The organism is Pseudomonas inefficax, from assembly GCF_900277125.1.
GTDB lineage: Bacteria > Pseudomonadota > Gammaproteobacteria > Pseudomonadales > Pseudomonadaceae > Aquipseudomonas > Aquipseudomonas inefficax.
This window is the reverse complement of sequence record NZ_OPYN01000132.1, coordinates 47,385-68,274: the sequence shown is the minus strand read 5'-3', so window position 1 is coordinate 68,274 and position 20,890 is coordinate 47,385. Positions and strand designations below refer to the sequence as shown.

Annotated in this window: 16 protein-coding genes and 1 pseudogene; 11 read left to right on the top strand and 6 right to left on the bottom strand. The window is 65.3% G+C overall.

The features are described from left to right. Positions 1–29: 29 nt before the first annotated feature. The 7 genes from catA (at position 30) to JV551A3_RS15400 (ending at position 7,994) form a co-directional block, all read left to right on the top strand. A complete protein-coding gene (gene catA, locus JV551A3_RS15435; RefSeq protein ID WP_133978889.1) occupies positions 30–944 on the top strand; it encodes a catechol 1,2-dioxygenase in 915 nt (304 codons plus the stop codon). 158 nt (positions 945–1,102) lie between these two features. Continuing rightward, positions 1,103–2,302, top strand: coding sequence for a benzoate/H(+) symporter BenE family transporter (locus tag JV551A3_RS15430; RefSeq protein ID WP_133972805.1), 1,200 nt, complete (start codon positions 1,103–1,105; stop codon positions 2,300–2,302). Between the two features lie 54 nt (positions 2,303–2,356). Beyond that, on the top strand, positions 2,357–3,607 hold the full coding sequence (locus JV551A3_RS15425; protein WP_133978887.1) for an OprD family porin: 1,251 nt from the start codon (positions 2,357–2,359) through the stop codon (positions 3,605–3,607). A gap of 376 nt (positions 3,608–3,983) precedes the next feature. Then, positions 3,984–5,060: a metal-dependent hydrolase gene (locus tag JV551A3_RS15415; RefSeq protein ID WP_133972809.1), complete on the top strand. Its 1,077-nt coding sequence runs from the start codon at positions 3,984–3,986 to the stop codon at positions 5,058–5,060. Positions 5,061–5,063: 3 nt separating this feature from the next. After that, positions 5,064–5,756 (top strand): TraX family protein, encoded by a 693-nt coding sequence (locus tag JV551A3_RS15410; protein WP_133972811.1) that lies wholly within the window; start codon positions 5,064–5,066, stop codon positions 5,754–5,756. A 245-nt stretch (positions 5,757–6,001) separates the two neighbouring features. Beyond that, positions 6,002–6,913, top strand: a complete 912-nt coding sequence (locus JV551A3_RS15405) for a LysR family transcriptional regulator (RefSeq protein ID WP_112253995.1) — start codon at positions 6,002–6,004, stop codon at positions 6,911–6,913. Positions 6,914–7,013: 100 nt separating this feature from the next. Continuing rightward, a complete protein-coding gene (locus JV551A3_RS15400; RefSeq protein WP_133972813.1) occupies positions 7,014–7,994 on the top strand; it encodes an LLM class flavin-dependent oxidoreductase in 981 nt (326 codons plus the stop codon). A gap of 146 nt (positions 7,995–8,140) precedes the next feature. Here the strand turns inward: JV551A3_RS15400 and nemA are convergent, their stop codons facing one another. The 3 genes and pseudogenes from nemA to JV551A3_RS15385 form a co-directional block, all read right to left on the bottom strand. Continuing rightward, positions 8,141–9,238 (bottom strand): alkene reductase, encoded by a 1,098-nt coding sequence (gene nemA, locus JV551A3_RS15395; RefSeq protein WP_133972815.1) that lies wholly within the window; start codon positions 9,236–9,238, stop codon positions 8,141–8,143. A gap of 233 nt (positions 9,239–9,471) precedes the next feature. After that, positions 9,472–10,482, bottom strand: coding sequence for an aldo/keto reductase (locus JV551A3_RS15390; RefSeq protein WP_133972817.1), 1,011 nt, complete (start codon positions 10,480–10,482; stop codon positions 9,472–9,474). Between the two features lie 71 nt (positions 10,483–10,553). After that, positions 10,554–12,022, bottom strand: a pseudogene (locus JV551A3_RS15385) (FAD-dependent oxidoreductase). Between JV551A3_RS15385 and JV551A3_RS31005 the strand changes: the two are divergent. After that, positions 11,939–12,136 carry a hypothetical protein gene (locus JV551A3_RS31005; RefSeq protein WP_235874585.1) on the top strand — a complete coding sequence of 66 codons (198 nt, stop codon included), beginning with the start codon at positions 11,939–11,941 and terminating at the stop codon, positions 12,134–12,136. The pseudogene JV551A3_RS15385 and the gene JV551A3_RS31005 overlap by 84 nt on opposite strands. A gap of 134 nt (positions 12,137–12,270) precedes the next feature. Here JV551A3_RS31005 and JV551A3_RS15380 read toward each other — a convergent pair whose 3' ends face one another. Next, positions 12,271–13,599, bottom strand: a complete 1,329-nt coding sequence (locus tag JV551A3_RS15380) for an MFS transporter (RefSeq protein ID WP_112254000.1) — start codon at positions 13,597–13,599, stop codon at positions 12,271–12,273. 163 nt (positions 13,600–13,762) lie between these two features. Here JV551A3_RS15380 and JV551A3_RS15375 point away from each other — a divergent pair, with 163 nt between their 5' ends. The 3 genes from JV551A3_RS15375 (at position 13,763) to JV551A3_RS15365 (ending at position 17,307) form a co-directional block, all read left to right on the top strand. Further along, complete coding sequence (locus JV551A3_RS15375; protein ID WP_133972819.1) at positions 13,763–14,860, top strand: sugar diacid recognition domain-containing protein; 1,098 nt, start codon at positions 13,763–13,765, stop codon at positions 14,858–14,860. A 224-nt stretch (positions 14,861–15,084) separates the two neighbouring features. Next, positions 15,085–16,224, top strand: coding sequence for a glycerate kinase (locus JV551A3_RS15370; RefSeq protein ID WP_133972821.1), 1,140 nt, complete (start codon positions 15,085–15,087; stop codon positions 16,222–16,224). A gap of 165 nt (positions 16,225–16,389) precedes the next feature. Continuing rightward, the gene (locus JV551A3_RS15365; protein ID WP_235874583.1) at positions 16,390–17,307 is read left to right on the top strand and encodes an SMP-30/gluconolactonase/LRE family protein; all 918 of its coding nucleotides are present in this window, start codon (positions 16,390–16,392) and stop codon (positions 17,305–17,307) included. Here JV551A3_RS15365 and JV551A3_RS15360 read toward each other — a convergent pair. Together JV551A3_RS15360 and JV551A3_RS15355 are read right to left on the bottom strand one after the other, a co-directional pair. After that, positions 17,297–18,247, bottom strand: coding sequence for a site-specific integrase (locus JV551A3_RS15360; protein ID WP_166674265.1), 951 nt, complete (start codon positions 18,245–18,247; stop codon positions 17,297–17,299). The genes JV551A3_RS15365 and JV551A3_RS15360 overlap by 11 nt on opposite strands. A gap of 256 nt (positions 18,248–18,503) precedes the next feature. Beyond that, on the bottom strand, positions 18,504–20,828 hold the full coding sequence (locus JV551A3_RS15355; RefSeq protein WP_133972827.1) for a putative bifunctional diguanylate cyclase/phosphodiesterase: 2,325 nt from the start codon (positions 20,826–20,828) through the stop codon (positions 18,504–18,506). Positions 20,829–20,890 lie beyond the last annotated feature (62 nt).

Genomic DNA, 20,890 nt, shown 5'->3' with positions numbered 1-20,890 from the left:
CTCCAGAAAACAACATGAGGTAATCCACCATGACCGTGAAAATTTCCCACACTGCCGAGGTGCAGCAGTTCTTCGAAGAGGCTGCAGGCTTTGGTAACGACGCCGGCAGCCCGCGCCTGAAACGCATTGTGCAGCGCCTGCTGCAGGACACCGCGCGGCTGATCGAAGACCTGGAAATCAGCGAGGACGAGTTCTGGCATGCCGTCGACTATCTCAACCGCCTGGGCGGTCGTGGCGAGGCCGGGCTGCTGGTGGCGGGGCTGGGCATCGAACACTTCCTCGACCTGCTGCAGGATGCCAAGGACCAGCAGGCAGGCCTGGTCGGCGGCACCCCACGCACCATCGAAGGCCCGCTGTACGTGGCCGGTGCGCCCATTGCCGAAGGTGAAGTACGCATGGACGACGGCAGCGAGGAGGGCGTGGCCACGCTGATGTACCTGGAGGGCCAGGTGCTCGACCCGCAAGGCCGGCCGCTGCCGGGGGCCACCGTTGACCTGTGGCATGCCAATACACGCGGAACCTATTCGTTCTTCGACCAGAGCCAGTCCGAGTACAACCTGCGCCGGCGCATCATCACCGACGCCCAGGGGCGCTACCGCGCGCGCTCCATCGTGCCGTCAGGCTATGGCTGCGATCCGCAGGGGCCAACCCAGGAGTGCCTGGACCTGCTGGGCCGCCATGGCCAGCGCCCGGCGCATGTGCACTTCTTCATCTCGGCGCCAGGGCATCGACACCTGACCACGCAGATCAACCTGGCCGGGGACAAGTACCTGTGGGATGACTTTGCCTATGCCACACGCGATGGGCTGGTGGGCGAGGTGGTGTTTGTAGAGGGCGAGGCGGGGCGGCATGCCGAACTGAAGTTCGACTTCCAGTTGCAGCGGGCCCAGGGCGGTGAGGATGAGCAGCGCAGTGGGCGGCCGCGGGCTTTGCAGGAGGCCTGATCCAGCGGGTTTGCTTCTTCGCGGGTGAACCCGCTCCCACAGGTACGGCGAAAATGCTGAAACCTGTGCAGCCCCTGTGGGAGCGGGTTCACCCGCGAAGAAGCCAGCAAAAAACAAGAGCCAGCCACAAAGGCCGGCCACCGCCTTGCGAGATATTCATGAAAACCCTGATCAAGGACTGCTCCCTGTCGGCCCTGGTCGCCGGCTGCATCGCCACGATGATCTCCTACGCAGGCCCTTTGGTGATCATCTTCCACGCCGCAGAAGCTGCCGGCCTGTCCCATCGGCAACTGTCCTCCTGGGTCTGGGCAGTGTCCATGGGCAGTGCCGTGCTCGGTGCGCTGCTCAGCCTGCGCTACCGGGTGCCGGTGGTGATCGCGTGGTCCATCCCCGGTTCGGCGCTGCTGGTCACCGCCTTGCCGCAACTGGGCCTGGAACAGGCTGTAGGCGCCTACCTGGTGGCCAACCTGGTTCTGCTGCTGATCGGTATCAGCGGGGCCTTCGACCGCATCATCACGCGCCTGCCAGGTTCCATCGCCGCCGGCATGCAGGCTGGCATCCTGTTCAGCTTCGGCATCGAGGTGTTCCGCGCCTTGCCGGTGCAACCGCTGCTGGTACTGGCAATGTTCGTCACCTACGTGGTGATGCGCAGGGTGCAGCCGCGCTACGCCGTGGCGGCGGTGCTGTGCGTGGGCACGGTGGTGACCGTGGCCAGCGGGGCGTTTCGCAGCGAGGCGTTGGTGCTGGAGCTGGCGTCGCCGCAGTGGGTCACCCCGCAGTTCAGCATGGCAGCGGTATTCAGCCTGGCACTGCCGCTGGTGCTGGTGGCCCTGACCGGGCAGTTCATGCCGGGCATGGCGGTGCTGCGCAACGCCGGCTACCCCACGCCGGCCAGCCCGATCATCAGTGCCAGCGCCCTCGCCGGCGCGGCGCTGGCACCGTTCGGTTGCCACGGGCTGAACCTGGCGGAGGTCACCGCCAGCCTGTGCACCGGTCATGAGGCCCATGAAAACCCCCGGCGGCGCTATGTCGCGGCGGTGGCTGGCAGTGCGCTGTACCTGCTGTTGGGGATCGCCGGAGCCACGCTGATGTCGCTGTTCGCAGCATTCCCCGCCGCCCTGATCGCCGCCCTGGCCGGGCTGGCGCTGTATGGCGCGATCAGCGAAGCCTTGACCCGCAGCCTGGCGGAACCGGCCGAGCGCGATGCCGGGTTGTTCACCTTCCTGGTCACCGCTTCGGGCGTGGCCTTCCTGGGGCTTTCGGCAGCGTTCTGGGGCTTGCTGTTCGGCCTGCTGGCCCATGCGTTGCTCAGGCTGCGCCAGCCACGTGCCGGGGAGGTGCTGAGCCGTACCCCATGAACCGCCGTGTTTCCAACGCTTTACCCATAAAAACAAGATCAAGAGAGCTTCGGAATGAACCACACCCCTTGCGTCGCCCTGGGCCTGACTTTGCTCAGCCAACCGTTGCTGGCCGCCGAAGGCGGCTTCTTCGAAGATTCGAAGGCCACATTGAGTGCCCGTAACTACTACTTCAGCCGCGACTTCTCCGACATCGTCGGGGCCAACCAGCAATCCAAGGCCGAGGAGTGGGCCCAGGGCTTCATCCTCGACTTCAAGTCGGGCTACACCCCGGGCACGGTCGGCTTTGGCGTTGACGCCCTGGGCCTGCTGGGCATCAAGCTCGACAGCAGCCCCGACCGCACCAACACCGGGTTACTGCCGGTGCACAGTGATGGCCGGGCCGCCGATGAATACAGCCGCCTGGCGCCCACCTTCAAGGCCCGGCTGTCCAAAACCGAATTGCGCGTCGGCGAACTGCAAGCCAATCTGCCGGTGCTGACCTTCAGCGACATCCGCCTGTTGCCACCGACCTACCAGGGCGCAAGCCTGAGCTCGGCGGAAATCGACGGCCTGACCGTGCAGGCCGGGCACCTGAAAAGCACCCACCTGCGCAACGAGGGCGGCGACGGCAAGATGAACGCCATGCTCGGCCATGTGCCGATGCGCCAGGCAGAGAGCGACGGCTTCAACTACCTGGGCGGGGACTATGCGTTCAATGCCAACCAGAGCAGCGTCAGCCTGTGGTACGGGCAGCTGGAGGACATCTACGAACAGGGCTTTGTCGGCCTCAAGCACAGCAAGCCCGTAGGCAACTGGGTGCTCAGCGCCAACCTGGGGTATTTCACTGCGCGCGAAGATGGCGATGCGTTGCTCGGCAATATCGACAACCAGGCGTTTTTCTCGATGTTCACGGCCCGGCATGGCGGGCACAGCTTCCATGCCGGCTACCAGGGCATTTATGGCGACAGCCCGTTCCCACGGGTATTCGCCAACATCTCGCCGTTGGGTAACGAAGTGCCAACCTATGAATTCGCCTACACCGACGAACGCTCGTACCAGGTGCGCTACGACTACAACTTCGCGGCCATGGGCGTGCCGGGGCTGACCGCCACCGTGCGTTACATAACAGGTGACAATGTCGACACTGGGCAGGGGTATGAAGGGCGCGACCGCGAGCGCGACCTGGACATTGGTTATGCGGTGCAGGGCGGGGTGCTGAAGGGGCTGGGGATCCGGGTGCGCAATGCCATGGCCCGGTCCAACTACCGCAGCGACATCGACGAGAACCGCTTGACGCTGGTGTACACCTGGCAGTTGTTCTGAATCATCCATAGAGGCATGTGCAAACCCGGTGGGAGCAGCTGTCTCATATTGCCTGCACTGGCCTCATCGCCGGCAAGCCAGCTCCCACAGGGATCGCGCATGGCTTGAGGTCAGCGCGGGCGCGATCCCTGTGGGAGCGGGCGCGCCCGCGAACACGGGCGAAGCCCGTGCCATCCACCGCGTCGCCTGTTTCGCGGGCTTGCCCGCTCCCACAGGTACTGCGCAAGTCTTGAGGGCAGCGCGGTCGGGGTGGGAGCTGGCTTGCCGGCGATGAGGCCAGGGCAGGCAGCCCGTTACAGATGCTCCCACAAGAGGAATTGCGCATTGGGCCCGGATGAAGTTAGCTTCCGGAAACCACCCTTTCAGGAATGCCCCCTTGGACTCCATCACCCAAGCAGTACTCGGCGCCGCCCTGCAAGGTACCGTACTCGGCCGTATCCAGGGCCGCCGCTCGCTGCTGTATGGCGCGGCGCTGGGCACGCTGCCCGACCTGGATGTGATCATCCGCTACGCCGACCCGGTGTCGCAGATGACTTACCACCGCGGTTTCTCTCATTCCCTGTTCGTGCTCAGCGGGCTGGCCTTGCTGCTGGCCTGGCTGGTCAACAAGTGCTGGCCAGGCAAAGGTTATACCTTGCCCAGGCTGTTCCTGGCGTTCTGGCTGGTGCTGGTCACCCACCCGTTGCTCGACGCCTTCACGGTCTATGGCACGCAGTTGTTCTGGCCCTTGCAAGCCACCCCGCAAAGCTGGGCAGCGGTGTTCATCATCGACCCGGTCTACACCGTGCCGCTGCTGGCTGCGGTGATTTACGCAATCATCAAAGGGCTGACCAGCAAGGCGACGCAGTTACTGACCCTGGCCTTGGTATTCAGCGCAGCCTACCTGGGTTTCGGCCTGGCCGGACGCATGGCGGCCGAGCAGCGGTTTCAGGCTGCCCTCGATCGCCAAGGCATCGCCGTCAGCCAGGTACGTGCCGTGCCGATAGCCTTCAACAGCCTGGTCTGGCGAGTGCTGGCCAAGACCCCGGACGGCGATTACTACGAAGGCATCAGCAGTGGGTTCGACCAGCAAACGCCAGAAATGCAGCGTTTGCCGCGTAACCTGCAACTGGCACAAGCGCTGGCCGGGAACCCGTTGCATCAGCGCTTGCGCTGGTTCACCGATGACTGGCTGCGCTACGACCAGGTCGGCGATGCGCTGGTGGTCAGCGACCTGCGCATGGGCATCCCGGGGAACTACACGTTCCGCTTCAACATGGCCCATCGTGACAGCCAGGGGCACTGGATTACCGATGTGCCGTCGATGTGGAAGGGCGCCGGGCCAGGGGCGGCATTCAATGGCGACGACCTGGTGCTGATCTGGCGACGGATCGTCGAACAGCAGCCACCGTTGCCGCTGGCTGCCTGGACCGATCGTTACCTGGGGCCCGCCACAGTCGAGCCCGGGCGCTGAGGCATGCGTTCAGCCGGGTTGGACCTGGTCAAGTGGACGGCGATGCTGACCATGGTCGCCGACCACCTGCGTTTCCTGTGGCCTGATGCCGACGCCTTGTTCGTACTGGGCCGGTTGGCGTTTCCGCTGTTTTGCCTGGCGATTGCGGTTAATGTGGGGCGCTCCAGGGGCGGGGCGCTCCATACCCGCGGCAACCTGCGTTATCTGGGGCTGATGCTGGTGTTCGCGGTGCTGTCGGAGCCTGCGTACCGTTGGCTGGACAGTGGTTCGCCAACGTTCAGCGTGATGCCGACCCTGGTGTTGGGGTTACTGGTTGCCTGGGGTGTGCACCATCCGTCGAGGTCGGCGCGAGTGCTTGGCTTCGCCGGTCTGCTTGCAGGGTGGCTGTTCAGCGAACAGCTGATGTACGGGCTGCCGGGGGTGATGCTGCCGGGCGCATGGTTGATGGCCCGCCGAACAGGAGGGGCGGCCTGGTTGTTGCCTTGCCTGTTGGCCATGGGCGGGAACCTGACCAACAGCTGGTTGAAGGAGCATCTGCTGGCGCCTATCACCGTGCTGACGCTGATTGCTGCAGCCTTGGCGATTCCGCTCGGGTGCTTGTTGCTGCGTCATGATGATAGGCGGGTGCCAGCAGTCGGACGTTGGGGTTATCTGTTCTATCCGGTACATTTATTGGTGATCAAGGTCTTCGCTTGATCACTCTGGCAGCCACACCTTCCGTTTTTGCATGCGAAAATCATTGTAGGAGCGGCCTTGTGTCGCGAAAGGGTCGCGCAGCGGCCCCGGCTATTTCAATCGCCAGGAAAATTGCCGGGGCTGTTGCACAGCCCTTTCGCGACACAAGGCCGCTCCTACACGTGCTGTGCTGCCTCGACAGTCCTGCTTGCATTTCACAGATTCATACCCATCTAAGCCGGCCGCATCAGATTCAGGAACCACCCATGGAACCCAACCGCTTCGGCGACATCGCCGCCTTCGTCAGTGCCGCGAAGGCCGGTAGTTTTACCGCTGCCGCCGCCACCTTGGGCCTGACGCGCTCGGCGGTGGGCAAGAGCATCGCTCGCCTGGAGTCGCGCATGGCCGTGCGCCTGCTCAACCGCACCACGCGCAAGCTGAGCCTGACAGACGAGGGCCTGGTGGCCTACGAGCGCTGGCGGCAGATTCTGGATGACCTGGACGAAGTGGAAAGCACCATGGCCCAGCGCCGTGGCAAGCCCACCGGCACCCTGCGCCTGACAGCACCTCTGTCGTTCGGCCAGCGCCATGTGCTGCCGATTCTTGACCAGTACCTGAAGCAGTGGCCCGAGCTGCGCGCGGATATCCGCTTCACCGACCGTTTCGTCGACCTGGTCGAGGAGGGTATCGACGTTGCGGTGCGTATCGGTGCACCGAAGGAAGACTCGCAACTGTTGACCCGCACGGTGGCCTGGCAGCAGTTCGTCACCTGCGCCTCGCCCGCGTACCTGGACACACGCGGCGTACCGCAGGTGCCCGGCGACCTCTACGGGCACGACAAGATCGCCTTCCTGGCCGGCGAAAAGGCCATGCCGTGGCGCTTCCATACCGAAGCGGGGCTGCACCTGTGCGAAGACCCCGGGCGGCTGAACATCGACAGCTCCGAGGCGATGCTCGATGGCGCGCGGGCGGGTTTCGGGCTGATTCACCTGCCCACCTACATCACTGGCGACGACCTGCGCACCGGCACCTTGGTGGAGGTGCTGCAAGCCTATCGGCCGCCGGCGGACCCGATTCGTATCGTGTACCCAAGCAAGCGCCACCTGTCGCCACGGGTACGCGGGTTCATCGACCTGCTGGTAGCCAGCTGGGAACCGGGTGTGCCCTGGGAATACTGATTGGGGACTGACAGGCCCCTGTGCCGGGCCTGAAGCCGGGTTTATCGCTGGCTGCGCAGCAGGGAAACTGGCAGTCACTGATAATCCCTGTGGAGACCCCATGACTGCACTGTCCGTACTGGACCTGGTCATGATCGGTGAAGGCAAGACCTTCGCCGACGCGATCGAAGAGTCCCGCCAACTGGCGCGCCATGTCGAGCAACAGCAATACAGCCGCTACTGGATCGCCGAACACCACGACATGCCGGGCATCGGCTCGGCCGCCACGTCATTGGTCATCAACGAAATCGCCAACGCCACCCGGCATATCCGCGTCGGCGCTGGTGGCATCATGCTGCCCAACCATGCGCCCTTGGTGGTGGCCGAGCAGTTCGGTACGCTCGACACCCTGCACCCGGGCCGCATCGACCTCGGCCTGGGCCGTGCACCGGGCAGCTCCGGCCCGACCTTGCGCGCCTTGCGTGGTGCTGCGCCAGAGCGCGACTTCGGCCAGGACATCGCCGAACTGCGCGACTACCTGGCTGACAACGGCAAACGGCGGGTGCGCGGCGTGCCGGGCACGCACGACGTCCCGGTGTGGATCCTCGGCTCCAGTCTTTTCGGCGCCGACCTGGCAGCGAAACTGGGGCTGCCCTATGCCTTCGCCTCGCACTTTGCGCCGCGCTACTTGCTGCAGGCCATCGCCCACTACCGGGCGAACTTCCAGCCTTCGGCACAACTGGCCAAACCGTATGTGATGGTGGGCATGAACCTGTTTGCCGCCGACAGCGATGCCGAGGCGGATTACCTGGCCAGCTCCCATCGCAAGTGGATGCTGGACCTGCATGTCGGGCGCTTCGGCCTGCTGCCCAAGCCGCAGGAGGGTTATGTCCAGAGCTTGCCGGACCATGAGCGCGCCGTACTTGAGCAGGTGATGGCCTGCACCGTGGCCGGCGGGCCGGAGCGGGTAAGGGAAGGGTTGCGCACGCTGATCGAGCAGACCGGCGCGGATGAACTGATGATCGACTGCCGCATCCACGACCCGCTGGCGCGGCAGCGTTCGCATGCCTATGCCGCGCAGGCCCTGGCGCAGTTGAGTTAAAGCTACCGGCCTCTTCGCGGGTAAACCCGCTCCCACAGGATGACCACAGGCTTGAACTTTGTGGGCCCCCTGTGGGAGCGGGTTCACCCGCGAAGAGGCCGGCACAGGCAACAAAAAAGGGAGCCTGAAAGCTCCCTTTATCAGCATCAAGCCTGCTTCAGGAACGGATAATCCGTATACCCCTCAGCCCCATTGGCATAATCGAACTGCGCTCGGTGCGCATTCAACGGCGCCTGCACCCGCAACCGTTCTACCAGGTCCGGGTTGGCAATGAAGCTGCGCCCGAACGCTACGGCATCGATCAAACCACGCCCGATCAGGTCTTCACCCTTCTCGGCGGTGTAGGCACCGGCAGCAACGATCACCCCCGGGTAGGCCGCGCGAATCGCCTGGCGGAACTCGTCACGCAGCGGCTTGCCGCCGGCCCAGTCCGGTTCGGACAGGTGCAGGTAGGCAAGGTTGCGCTTGGCCAGTTCGCGGATCAGGTACAGGCCCGCAGCTTCCTGGTCCTCGCCATTGTCCACACCATTGAAACCACCCAGCGGGAAAACGCGGATACCCACGCGGTCGGCGCTCCAGCTGGCAATCGCCGCATCCACTGCTTCAAGCACGATCCGCGCACGGTTCTCGACGCTGCCGCCGTAGCGGTCTTCGCGTTGGTTGGCGCTGGGGGTGAGGAACTGGTGCAGCAGGTAGCCGTGGGCGGCGTGCAGCTCGATGAAGTCGAAGCCGGCTTCACGGGCATTGGCGGCCGCCTGGCCGAAGTCGGCGACGATACCGGCGATTTCCGCCTCGCTCAGCGCCCGCGGCGCAGAGGTTTCCACACGCATCAGGTTGCCGTGCTCGTCACGCAGGGTAGTGCGGGCAGCAGCCGGCAGCGCCGAAGGTGCCACCGGGGCTTCGCCGCCGGGTTGCAGGGAAGTATGCGATACCCGCCCGGTGTGCCACACCTGCACGGCGCTGTGGCCGCCATCGGCGTGTATGCCCTCGCTGACATGCTTCCATGCAGCGATCTGCTCGGCGCTGTGGATGCCTGGCGAGCCGGAATAGCCTTTGGCCTGGAAGGAAATCTGCGTGGCTTCGGTGATGATCAGCCCGGCGCTGGCGCGCTGGCGGTAGTACTCGGCCATCAGTGGGGTAGGCACGTCACCCGGCTCCAGGCTGCGCAGGCGGGTGAGGGGGGCCATGAACACGCGGTTGGGCAGGGTGAGCGGGCCGACTTTCAGGGGTTGCAAGAGTTTCATTGCTGCTCCAGAGGTGGGAAACCAATGGTGCGCACGATACCGAGGTGATTGGGGAAAGGGGGGACCGGGAGCCCGGCATTGGGCTCCCCAATTGCTGTTCCTGATGCTTGTGCACCGCCTGTTCTGGCCTCTTCGCGGGCTCGCCCGCTCCCACAGGGTTCCCACAATTCCCCAGGCTGTGGTGATCCTGTGGGAGCGGGTTCACCCGCGAAGAGGCCAGAACAGGAGAACGATCAGCTGCGGGCCAACCGCCCGCTCACATAATGCGCCACATCATTGAACCCCGGCGTCGACGCATGCCCCGGCGTGACCAGCGAATCAATGAACGCTTCATCCTCCGCGGTAATCTTCACCGCCAGCGCACCGCCATAGGTATCCCACTGTTCTTCCGTCCGCGGCCCGACAATGGCTGAACTGACCAATCGGTTGTTCAGCACCCAGGCAATCGCGAACTCGACGATACCCACGCCCTTGGCCTCTACATAGGCCTGGATCTGCCGGGCAATGGCCAGCGACTCCTGGCGCCATTCCACCTCCATGATGCGCTTGTCCTGGCGCCCGGCACGGCTACCGGCATCCGGCGCCGTACCCGGCGCATACTTGCCGCTGAGCACGCCCCGCGCGAGCGGGCTGAATGGCACCACGCCCAGGCCATGGGCGGCCGCAGCGGTGAGCTGCTCCGGCTCGGCCTGGCGGTTGACGATGTTGTACAGCGGCTGGCTCACCACCGGCCTGGGCACGCCCAGGCGCTCGGCAATGTGGCAGGCCTCGGCGATGCGCCAGCCGCGGAAATTGGACAGGCCCCAGTAGCGGATCTTGCCCTGGCGCAGCAGGTCGCCGATGGCTTGCACGGTTTCCTCCAGCGGCACTTTGTGGTCTTCGCGGTGCAGGTAGTAGATGTCCAGGTAGTCCATGTCCATGCGCGTCAGCGTGGCATCGAGGGCATTGAAGATGTGCTTGCGCGACAGCCCGCTGCGGTTGGGCAGGCCATCGGCCGGGCCAAAGCCGACCTTGCTGGCCACGATCCAGTCCTGGCGATGGCGGGCCACCGCTTCGCCGACGATTTCTTCCGCGCGCCCGGCGTTGTAAACGTCAGCGGTGTCGATGAAGTTGACGCCCTGGCCCCAGGCCTTGTCGATGATGCGCAGGGCGTCCTCGGTGCTGGTCTGCTCGCCGAACATCATGCTGCCCAGGGTAAGGGCTGAAACCTGCAGGCCACTTTGGCCGAGGGGGCGGTATATCATGCGTTTGGGTCCTTGTGCAGTCGGCTGATCTACCCGTTTTACACACAACCGGGGCGCAATGAAAGGCAGCCTCAACCGATCAGCGCCAAGGCTTCCTGCAAGGTCAATGGGCGCTTCAGGCGTTGCGACAGTGTCGCCATGGCATCGGAATAACCCTTGGCGATGACCGCCTCGACCTGCTCATCCACACATTGCAAGGCGATGAAGTCGCCTTTTTCCGGCTCGCCGACGAACTCGATGCGGTTCCAGTCCCGCGCGTGGCCGAGTACTTCGTAGGTGCGGCCGTGCTGGTAGGTCCAGAAGAACGGTACATCGGCGTAGCGGCGCTGCTCGCCGAGCATGTTGGCGGCGGCGATCACCCCATGTTGCTGGGCCAGGCGCCAGTGTTCGATACGCACCGGGCGCCCGCTGAGCGGGCAGGTGGCGATATCCCCCGCGGCCCACAGGCCACCTGCAGCGCGCATTTCAGCGTCGACTCGCACCGACTTGTCTTCGCTCAGCAGCACGCCCTGGATAAACGCTGTCGCCGGTCTTACCCCGGTGCCCAGCAGCACCAATGGGGTCTGTAGCCGCTCACCGTTGGCTAGCTGCACCGCCTCGACCTTGCCCTGGCCCTCGATCCGTTCGACCTCGGTGGGGCCGTGGAAGATGACCCCCTTGCGTTCGTGCAACTCGCGGATGCTACGACCGATGCGCTCGCCCAGCTGGCGGGCCAGGGGGACCTCGTGGCGGGTGACCACGTGCACCTGCACGCCGTACTTGCGCAAAGCCGAGGCGGCTTCCAGGCCGATGAAGCCGTCACCGACGATCACTGCCGGCTGGCCGGGCTCGGCAGCGTCCAGCAGGTGCGCGGCGTCCTCCCGTGAGCGCAGGGTAAATACCCCGGGCAGCTCCACATCCGGGATATCGGGCCGCAACGCCTTGCCGCCGGTGGCCAGCAGGCAGGCGTCATAGTCGATCTGCTGGCCGTCGGCCAGGGTGAGCTGGCGTTTCTGGGTGTTCAGGGTACGCACCTTGCCATGCTTGCGTTCCAGCTGGCCTTTGCGCAGGGCGTCGGCTTCAAGCAGGCCCGGCACTTCATCGGGCGGCATCTGCCCGGCGATCACGAACTTGCTGAGTGAAGTACGATCGTAGGCTGGCTGGCGCTCCTGATCGACCCAGACCAGGCGGCCGGCAAAGCCATGGGCCAACAGGGTGGCGACTGCGGCACTGCCTGCGGCACCGGCGCCGACCACCACGAAGCAACGGGCATCACTGTGGCGGGGCGGCTCGGTTCTGGGCAGGGGTTGGTCGTCGACCCATATCTCGTCACCCTTGACCCAGGTTCGATAGCGACGCAGATCGGCCAGGCCGGCGGCTCGCAGACCGCACCCTCGTCCACGGCGAACGCGGCCTTGTGCCAGGGGCACACCAGCAGGCCGCCACACACCACGCCTTCATTGAGTGGTGCCCCTTCGTGGGGGCAGTTGCCCTGGTAGCCGTGCACCTGGTCGCCCTGGCGGATGAGGATGATTTCTTCGCTGCCGGCCTGGACGCGCAGGGGGCGGTGTTCGTCGAGTTGGGTCAGGCGGGCCACGGCGTGCTGGGTCATGAAGGCTCTCCAAAGGGGGCTTTGGAACCATTTGACGCCTGGGTCGGGGAGGGGATGCGTTGAGCTGACGATCGGCGCGGGGTGTGGAGCTTGTGTGGTCTGGACGGGCCTCTTCGCGGGTGAACCCGCTCCCACATGGATTTCACCAGCTTCGAGTTGGTGGTGATCCTGTGGGAGCGGGTTTACCCGCGAATGCCTCAACTGGCCCTTGCAGTACTCAGCGCACCGGCCCGGGTAACGCGCAGGGCCACCAGGCTACCCAGCACGATCAACGCCGCCAGCGAATACAGTGCGGCATCGGTCGAGCCGGTCTGGTCCTTGATGAAGCCGACCAGGTACGGGCTGAGGAAGCCGGCCATCTGGCCCACCGAGTTGATGATCGCAAGGCCCGCGACAGCCGCGCCGGCGCTGAGCAGCGCGGTGGGCATCGGCCAGAACATCGGCAGGCCGGTGAGCGCGCCCATGGTGGCGATCGACAGGCCGAGGATGGCGATGGCCGGGTTGCCGGCGAAGTTCACCGCGATCAAGAGCCCGATGGCGCCCATCAGCATCGGTACTACAAGGTGCCAGCGGCGCTCGTTGCGCAGGTCGGCCGAACGCCCGCAGAGGATCATGAACACACCGGCCAGCAGGTACGGGATGGCGCTGAGCCAGCCGATCAGCAGCGGGTTGTCGAAGCCCATGTTCTTGATGATCGACGGCAGCCAGAAGTTGATCGCGTACACACCGCTCTGGATGCAGAAATAGACGAAGCCGAAGGTCCAGATCAGCGGGTTGGTCAGCACGGCGAGCACGCTGTCGCCGGTGGTGCTCGGCTTGCCGGCGGCATCGGCTTCGAGGTCGGCGGCGATCAGCTGGCGTTCGGCCGGGCTCAGCCAGGCGGCTTTCTGGTAGCCGTCACTGAGCAGGAACACCGCCAGTACACCCAGGGCAACGGTCGGCAGGCCCTGGATCAGGAACATCCATTGCCAGCCGGCCAGGCCGTGCTGGCCAGCGGCGAAGTGTTGCAGGATCCAGCCGGAGAATGGCCCGCCGAGCAGGCCCGATACCGGGATCGCCGACATGAACAGGGCCATGATGCGACCGCGACGGGCCGCCGGGAACCAGCGCGAAAGGTACAGCACCACGCCCGGGAAGAAGCCGGCTTCGGCGGCGCCGGTCAGCAGGCGCAGGGCGTAGAATTCGGTGGGTGTGGTGACGAACAGCAGGCAGGTGGAGAGGCTGCCCCAGGCGATCATCATCAGCGCGATCCAGCGTCGCGGGCCGAAGCGGTTGAGCGCCAGGTTGCTTGGCAGGCCGCAGAGCACATAGCCGATGAAGAAGATGCCGGCGCCAAGGCCGTACACCGTTTCGCTGAACTTGAGCGCGTCGAGCATCTGCAGCTTGGCAAAGCCGACGTTGACGCGGTCCAGGTAGTTGAACAGGTAGCAGATGAAAATGAACGGAATCAGCCGCAGGGTGATGCGCCGGTACAGCGCGTTGCGGTTGGTGTCCGTGCCTTGGTCAGGGGCGGGGCTGTATGCCATGATCGGGTTCTCTGTTGTTATGGTTGTCGCCGCGTCGCCTGTTCCGGCGCTCGCCCTGACGAGTCTCGGGGACTGCGGCGTGCCTGTCTTTGTGCTTTTGCACAGCACTTGTACCGGGCTGCTGTGCCCGAGCCCAAAACCCTGACACCCAAAGGACCGTTCAATGTTCGAACTCGACCATGACCTGGCACAGGATATCGTTGACCGCGCGATGGCCATTCTGCCATGCAACGTCAATGTCATGGACAGCCAGGGGTTGATCCTCGGCAGTGGCGAACCGGAGCGTATCAACACCCGCCACGAGGGCGCGCAACTGGTGCTTGCCAACGGCCGCATCGTCGAGCTGGATACCGACGCGGCCAAATGCCTGAAGGGTGTGCAGCCCGGGGTGAACCTGCCGCTGATGCTCGATGGCCGATTGATGGGCGTACTAGGCCTGACCGGTGACCCGCAGCAAGTGCGTACCTATGGCGAACTGGTGCGCATGACCGCCGAAATGCTGCTGGCCCAGCGCCATCTGCAGGCCGATCAGCAATGGCGACGGCAGCGCTGTGACGATCTGCTGGCCCTGCTGCTGGGCGGCAGCGGCGATTCTCCGCGATTGCTCGACGAGGCCCGACAGCTGGGCCTGAAGCCGCAGTTGCCGCGGGTACCGTGCCTGTTCGAACTGGCCTCGGGGTCAGCCGCCGAAACCCTGGCGGCATGGTTGATGAGCCGCTACCCGGACAGTTGGTGCGTCAGCCCGGCTCGCCAGTCGTTGTTGTGGTGTCGCCCATCAGGCGTGGCGCTGGACGAACCTCGCCTGCTGGAGCGCCTGCAGCGCCATGGCTGGGAAGTGGAACGGCTGGCCCTGGGCAGTGCCGCGCAAAGTCTGGAGCAACTGCGTCGGGGTTATCGCCGGGTGCGCGACCTGTTGGCCTATGGGCGCGAGGTACTGCCGGGCGAGCGCCTGCTCAGCCTGCAGCGCTACCGATTGCCGGCATTGCTGTGGCGCCATCGCAACGATGATGCGCTGGATGAGTTGTTGGAGCCCTTGCAGCGTATTCGCAACAAGGACAGCAGTGGGCAGTTGCTCACCACCCTGCGCGCCTGGTGTGCCCATGACGGCCAGAGCCAGGCCTGTGCCGATGCCCTGGGCATCCACCGCAACAGCTTGCGCTACCGCCTGGAGCGGGTTGCCGAGCTGGGTGAGGTGGACCCTCTGCGCATGGAAGGGATGCTCAGCCTGTACCTGGGGTTGCAGCTGCTGCCAGCAGATTGACACGAGACCTGTAGGAGCAGCCGTGTGCTGCGAAGAGGCAGGTACAGGCAACAGATGTGCATTGTCAGTACGGGCCTCTTCGCAGCACAAGGCTGCTCCTACAGAGGTGGAGGCAGCCACGAAGGCATCCGCCCAAACAACCCGCCCGGCGTTTTGTGCATTTGACCGAGGCCTCCTTGCCAGCCACCTGTCAGCATGCCGCTCATCAGGACAGGAGAAACCCCATGAAGATCGTCATAGCCCCCGACTCGTTCAAGGACAGCCTCGACGCTGCCGGTGTCGCACGCGCCATCGCGGCGGGCCTGGGCGAGGCCTGGCCGGAGGCCGAGCTGGTCGAGTGCCCGATGGCCGACGGTGGCGAAGGCACCATGGATGCGATTCTCGCCGCCAGCCACGGCCAACTGCGTCGTCAGACCGTACGCGGGCCGTTGGGGCAAAGCGTGGAGGCGGGCTGGGGCTGGCTGCCGCAAAGCCGCACGGCCATCATCGAAATGGCCCAGGCCAGTGGCCTGCAGCTGGTGCCGACCGGCCAGCGCGATGCCTGCCGCAGCAGCACCTGGGGCACCGGCGAGCTGATTGCCGCCGCCCTGGCCGCAGGCGCGCAACGGATAGTGCTGGCCATCGGCGGCAGTGCCACCAACGACGCGGGCAGCGGCATGTTGCGCGCGCTGGGCCTGCGCCTGCTGGACGCCGACGGGCAAGCACTGGAGGAAGGTGGACTGGCCTTGGCCAAGCTGGCCCGCATCGATGCCAGCGACCTCGACCCGCGCCTGGCCGAGGTGCAATTCGAAGTCGCAGCAGACGTCGACAACCCACTGTGTGGCACCAATGGCGCATCGGCTATCTTCGGCCCGCAGAAGGGCGCCAACCCACAGCAGGTGCAGGCACTGGACCAGGCTCTGGGGCATTTTGCCGACCATTGTGCGCAGCTGCTGGGTGAGGATGTGCGCGACTACCCTGGCTGCGGCGCTGCCGGCGGCATGGGGTTCGCGGCCCGGGCATTCATGGGCGCGCAGTTCCGCCCCGGGGTGGAAGTGGTGGCCGAACTGGCCGGCCTGGATGCCTTGGTGCAGGGCGCAGCCCTGGTGGTGACCGGCGAGGGGCGCTTCGACGCCCAGACCTTGCGTGGCAAGACGCCGATGGGCGTGGCACGGGTTGCCAAGCGCCATGGGGTACCGGTGGTGGTGTTGGCCGGGACCTTGGGTGAAGGCTACCAGCAGCTGTATGCCCATGGTGTCGATGCCGCCTTTGCCCTGGCCAGCGGGCCGATGAGCCTGGAGCAGGCATGCGCCAATGCCGCTGAGCTGTTGCAGGCGCGAGCTTGTGATATCGGGCGGCTGTGGCGCTGCGCAACACGAACCTGATCGACCGCTGCAGTCAGCCGCACCCCGCGCTTGGTCATTGATTTTTTTGTTGTTATCGTAGACAGGAAAATCGAAGGTAACCAGCAAATGCCCGTCACAGAGCCTTTCCAAGACAACGTCGCGGCCTTCACCGACGCCGCACAGGGCCTGGGATTGGCCTGTACCATGACGGTGGCTGAGGTGGACGAGCTGCGCAACCGCCTCAAGGCGTGCAGCTACGTGCCAGTCAACGTCGCCAGTACCCGCGCCGACCTGGGCGAAAGCCTGGTCTGGGATGAAGGCAGCGGCGCGTTGTACTTCGTCGATATCTCTGGCGGGCGCATCAACCGTCTGATACCCGATGGCCAAGCCCAGTGCCTGTACGAATCCGCGGCACGCATCGGCGCGCTGGCGTTGACCGACCAAGGCAACCTGATTTTCACCGAAGACGCCAGCGTGGCCATCTTCGATGTGTCGTTGCGCAGGGTGCGCCGGCATTCGGTTTCGGTTCACCCGCGCTCGACCTACCGTTTCAATGACGGCGCCTGCGACCCGCAGGGCCGATTCGTGACCGGGCTGATGGACGATGCCCTGAGCGGCAACACCGGGGCGCTGTTCCGCTTTGACGGGAAGTTGAGTGACCAGGTGATCCACGACGACATGGCATTGCCCACCGGTCTGGCCTGGTCGCAGGACGGCCACACGGTGTACTTCGTCGATTCGGCGGCGCGCTCGATCTACCGCGCCAGGTACCTGGCCGAAGGCCGGCTTGGCGCGGTCACACTGTTTGCCGAAACCCCTGCCGAACTGGGGCGGCCGGACGGCCTTGCGCTGGACCGCGAAGGCGGCCTGTGGGTGTGCCAATACCATGGCAGTTGCCTGCTGCGTTATGACCGCCATGGCCAACTGACCGACCAGGTGCTGATGCCAGTACCGTGCCCCACCAGTTGCTGCTTCGGCGGGGAGGGGATGAATACCTTGTTCATCAGCACCGCGCGCTTCGGCATGAGTGCCGAAGACCTGCACCATTACCCTGATGCAGGCGATCTGTATGCCTTCAGCCCGGCAATTGGCGGCATCCCCCGCCACACCTTCAAGGAATAAGCTTTTGCACCTGGCTGGCCGGTAGCACGGCCAGTTCGCCAAAGCGCTGCGCTGCGTCGATGTAGCGTAATGCCGACTTGGCGTCTTTCCAGCCCACATAGCTCATCAGCGCCTTCAACTCCCAACCGTTGGCCGTGGCCCAGGTGGCGAAGCCACGGCGTAGCGAGTGGCCGGTGTACAGCGCCGCCGGGACCCCGGCGCGCTCCAGCATGCGCCGCAGCAGGCCGACCAGGCTGTTGCTGTTGAGCGCGGTGTCGCCGAGGTTGCCCCAGCGGTCGAGCTTGCGGAACACCGGCCCATGGGCGATGCCGGCGACCTCCAGCCATAGCAGGTAGGCCGCGACCGGGCACAAGGCCTTGAGCGCCGGGGTGCGGTGTTGTACGCCCAGGGCTTCGCGGTCGCCCTTGCTGCGGGGCAGGAACAGGGTGATGCCGACACCGGCCTCGGCCTGGATGTGCTCCACCCGCAGGCGTGCCAGTTCATCGCCGCGAAAACCACGCCAGAAGCCCAACAACAGCAGCGCAGCGTCGCGACGCGCCCGGCGCAGGGTGGCCAGGTCATGCTGTTCCCGGGCTTGGCGGGCTTCTTCTTCGAAACATTCCACTGCGCTTTGCAGGTGCTGCAGCAACAACGGCGCGGCTTGCCTGGGCGGTGTCGGGTGCAAGGTGCGGATGCCGCGGAGTACCTGGCGCACCAGCGGCGCCTTGGTCGGGTCGGGGAAACCTTGGGCGACGTGCCATTGGCTGAGCGCCGCCAGGCGCTGGCGCAGCGTGCTGACGGCATGCTGGTCGGCGTGGTCGGCCAGGTAGCGAGCGATGCTCTCGGCCGTGGCCGGGAGAAAGCCGCCCCAGTGGGTTTCAAAATGCTCGATGGCGGCCTGGTAGCTGCGCCGGGTGTTGTCGCGGGTGGCGGCGCGGAGGTAGCGCTCGATGTCGGTCATGGTGCGTGCGCAAACGGATGATGGGTACACGATAAACCGAAATGGATTGCCTGTCCTGGCTGCGATGCTGTCGGGATTTTCGGGGGCGCTTTGCGCCCCTTTCGCGACACAAGGCCGCTCCCACAGGGTTGCGCTGCCTGCAGGTCCAGCGCTGTACCTGTGGGAGCGGCCTTGTGTCGCGATGGGCTGCGAAGCAGCCCCAATCTGGCGTGCCAACGACGCATCACTCATCCGCTGCTCCCGGGCAGGACTTACGTTACACGCAGGCCTTGTCCTCGACACCGTTGAACTGCGGGTACTCCCGCAGCTGCGCCGGCGACAGCGGCCGGCTGAAGTGGTAGCCCTGGGCGATATCGCAGCCGGCAAGCTTCAGGCACACCACTTGTTCGCGGGTTTCCACGCCTTCGGCCACCACTTCCAGGCCCAGGCGTTTGGCAAGGATGATGGTGGACGACACGATCGGGCTGTCGTCGTGGCTGTTGGACAGCGGCGCAATCAGCGAGCGGTCTATCTTCAGCTTGCTCAGCGGCAGTGAGTGCAGGTGGGCGAAGCCGGCGTAGCCGCGGCCGAAATCGTCCAGGCTGATGCCCAGGCCGGCGTCGCGCAGGGTGTGAAGGTGTGCCACCGCCGTGCCTTCGGCGTCGAGAATGGTGGTTTCGGTGATTTCCAGCTCCAGCCGCTGCGGGGCGATGGCGTACTGCTGCAGTTTGCTCAACAGCCGTGCAGCGAAGTCCGCCTGGCGCAGCTGCAGGGCGGATACATTGACCGCCAGCCGTGTCTCCCGGCCTTGGGCGTCCCAAGCCGACAAGGCCTCGCAAGCCAGGCGCAACACCTCCCAACCCAGTTCGACAATGAAGCCGCTGCGCTCGGCAAGGTCAATGAACCGGTCCGGGTACAGCAGGCCGAACTCGGGGTGGTCCCAGCGCACCAGCGCTTCGTAGCCCAGCACCTGCTGGGTGTCGAGGCGGATCTGTGGCTGGTAATGCAGCACGAACTGGCGCTCGGCAAGGGCGCTGCCGAAGGCCTGCTCGAGGGTGAAGGCGTGGATGTCGGCCCGGTTCAGCGACGGGTCGAAGAAACGGTACTGCGCGCGCCCGGCCTGCTTGGCCGAGTACATCGCGGCATCGGCACTGCGGATCAGGCTGTCGATGTCCTGGCCATCGCGTGGGCAGATACTAACGCCCACGCTGGGGCTGGTGTTGACCTCCTGGCCGTCCAGCGCATAGGTGGCCGACAGCTTTTGCACCAGTACGCGGACCCAGGCATTGATCTGTTCCTCGCTGCGCTCGCCGGCCAGCAGCACCACGAACTCGTCGCCACCAAAGCGCGAAGCCTCGTCGCCGGGCTCGAGCAGGCGCTGGATGCGCCCGGCCACGGCCTGCAGCAGCAGGTCGCCGATCTTGTGCCCGAGCGAGTCGTTGATCGACTTGAAGCGGTCCATGTCGATGAACAAAATCGCCATCAGCCGGCGCTTGCCGCGCTGCCGGGTCAGCGCCTGGCCAGCCACCTCGACGAACTGGCGGCGGTTGTGCAGGCCGCTGAGATGGTCGGTGGCTGCGGCATGGCTGCTGCGCCGGTGTTCGTCCTCAAGGCGGCCGATCAACTGCTGGTTGACCTGCTGGGCCTGTTCCAGCGCGCTGAAGGCCTCCTGGCGCTTGCGCAACAGGCGCAAGGTCCACAGCAGGCTGGCGAGGATCATCAGGGTCATGCTCAGGTTCAGCCAGAACTGCCGGGCATAGGCCAGCGCGGACGGCGCGAGTATTTCGTCCTGACGTTGGCTGACCACCACGCTGAAACCCCGCTCGGGCAGGCGCCGGTACAGGCTCTGGTACGGGTCGCCGGCCGTGTATTGAGTCAGCATGCCTGTTTCACTGCCGCTGTCCGGTAGCTTGGGCAGCAGTGCGTCACCGGCCACCACCACGCCGCTGCTATCGATGCGCAACCGCTCCGGGCCGTCATCCTGCAACAGGCGCACCAGCCCGCTGCTGCCCAGGTCGATGTGCTGTAGCAGCACCGCCAGGTAGCCGATGTCCAGCTGCACCACCAGGATATTGTCGATTTCGCGACCAGGCAGATTGGTCAGCGGCAGCAGGAAGGGCAGCCGCCCGTTGGGCAAGGTGGCTGGCTGGCCGGGTGCCTGCACGCTGGGTAGAAGCGGCTTGAAACCGTAGCGGGCAACGTGCCGCTGCAGCTGGCGCAACCAGTCCTCGGGCAGTTCGGCAGCTTCGTCGGCGTGGCTGGCCGACAACAGCCGGCCTTGCCGATCGTACAGGCTCATGCGCTTGAATACCGGGTCTTCGGCAAGCATCCGCGCCAGGCTGACACTGCCCTTGCGCAGCACCTTCATGTCGTCCTGGGTAACCCGGCCCACGGCCTGGGCGCGATCCACCAGCTGGCGCAGGCTTTCGCCGACGATACTGGCCAGGTTCAGATGCTCGGCGGCCTTGGCCGACAGCGCATCCTGGCGGGCGGCGGCCTTCTGCGAAACGTGCAGCCCCCAGAGAAAGGCGAGGGTGGCTGCACAGAGCATCAAAATCAGCAGCCGCAGAAGGCTGGCGGATGAAAGCGAACGGCGAATCACTGCTGATAGTTCCCGACCCTGGGTGATGGGTCGAAAAATACGACAGTAAGATGACAGCCTAA

Bases quoted from the DNA above. Each gene is read 5' to 3' on its own strand.
- JV551A3_RS15360 (WP_166674265.1), bottom strand. From the start codon at position 18,247: ATGACCGACATCGAGCGCTACCTCCGCGCCGCCACCCGCGACAACACC.
- JV551A3_RS15365 (WP_235874583.1), top strand. From the start codon at position 16,390: ATGACGGTGGCTGAGGTGGACGAGCTGCGCAACCGCCTCAAGGCGTGC.
- JV551A3_RS15400 (WP_133972813.1), top strand. From the start codon at position 7,014: ATGACTGCACTGTCCGTACTGGACCTGGTCATGATCGGTGAAGGCAAG.
- JV551A3_RS15370 (WP_133972821.1), top strand. From the start codon at position 15,085: ATGAAGATCGTCATAGCCCCCGACTCGTTCAAGGACAGCCTCGACGCT.
- JV551A3_RS15425 (WP_133978887.1), top strand. From the start codon at position 2,357: ATGAACCACACCCCTTGCGTCGCCCTGGGCCTGACTTTGCTCAGCCAA.
- JV551A3_RS15430 (WP_133972805.1), top strand. From the start codon at position 1,103: ATGAAAACCCTGATCAAGGACTGCTCCCTGTCGGCCCTGGTCGCCGGC.
- nemA (WP_133972815.1), bottom strand. From the start codon at position 9,238: ATGAAACTCTTGCAACCCCTGAAAGTCGGCCCGCTCACCCTGCCCAAC.
- JV551A3_RS15380 (WP_112254000.1), bottom strand. From the start codon at position 13,599: ATGGCATACAGCCCCGCCCCTGACCAAGGCACGGACACCAACCGCAAC.
- JV551A3_RS15410 (WP_133972811.1), top strand. From the start codon at position 5,064: ATGCGTTCAGCCGGGTTGGACCTGGTCAAGTGGACGGCGATGCTGACC.
- JV551A3_RS15405 (WP_112253995.1), top strand. From the start codon at position 6,002: ATGGAACCCAACCGCTTCGGCGACATCGCCGCCTTCGTCAGTGCCGCG.
- JV551A3_RS15375 (WP_133972819.1), top strand. From the start codon at position 13,763: ATGTTCGAACTCGACCATGACCTGGCACAGGATATCGTTGACCGCGCG.
- JV551A3_RS15390 (WP_133972817.1), bottom strand. From the start codon at position 10,482: ATGATATACCGCCCCCTCGGCCAAAGTGGCCTGCAGGTTTCAGCCCTT.
- catA (WP_133978889.1), top strand. From the start codon at position 30: ATGACCGTGAAAATTTCCCACACTGCCGAGGTGCAGCAGTTCTTCGAA.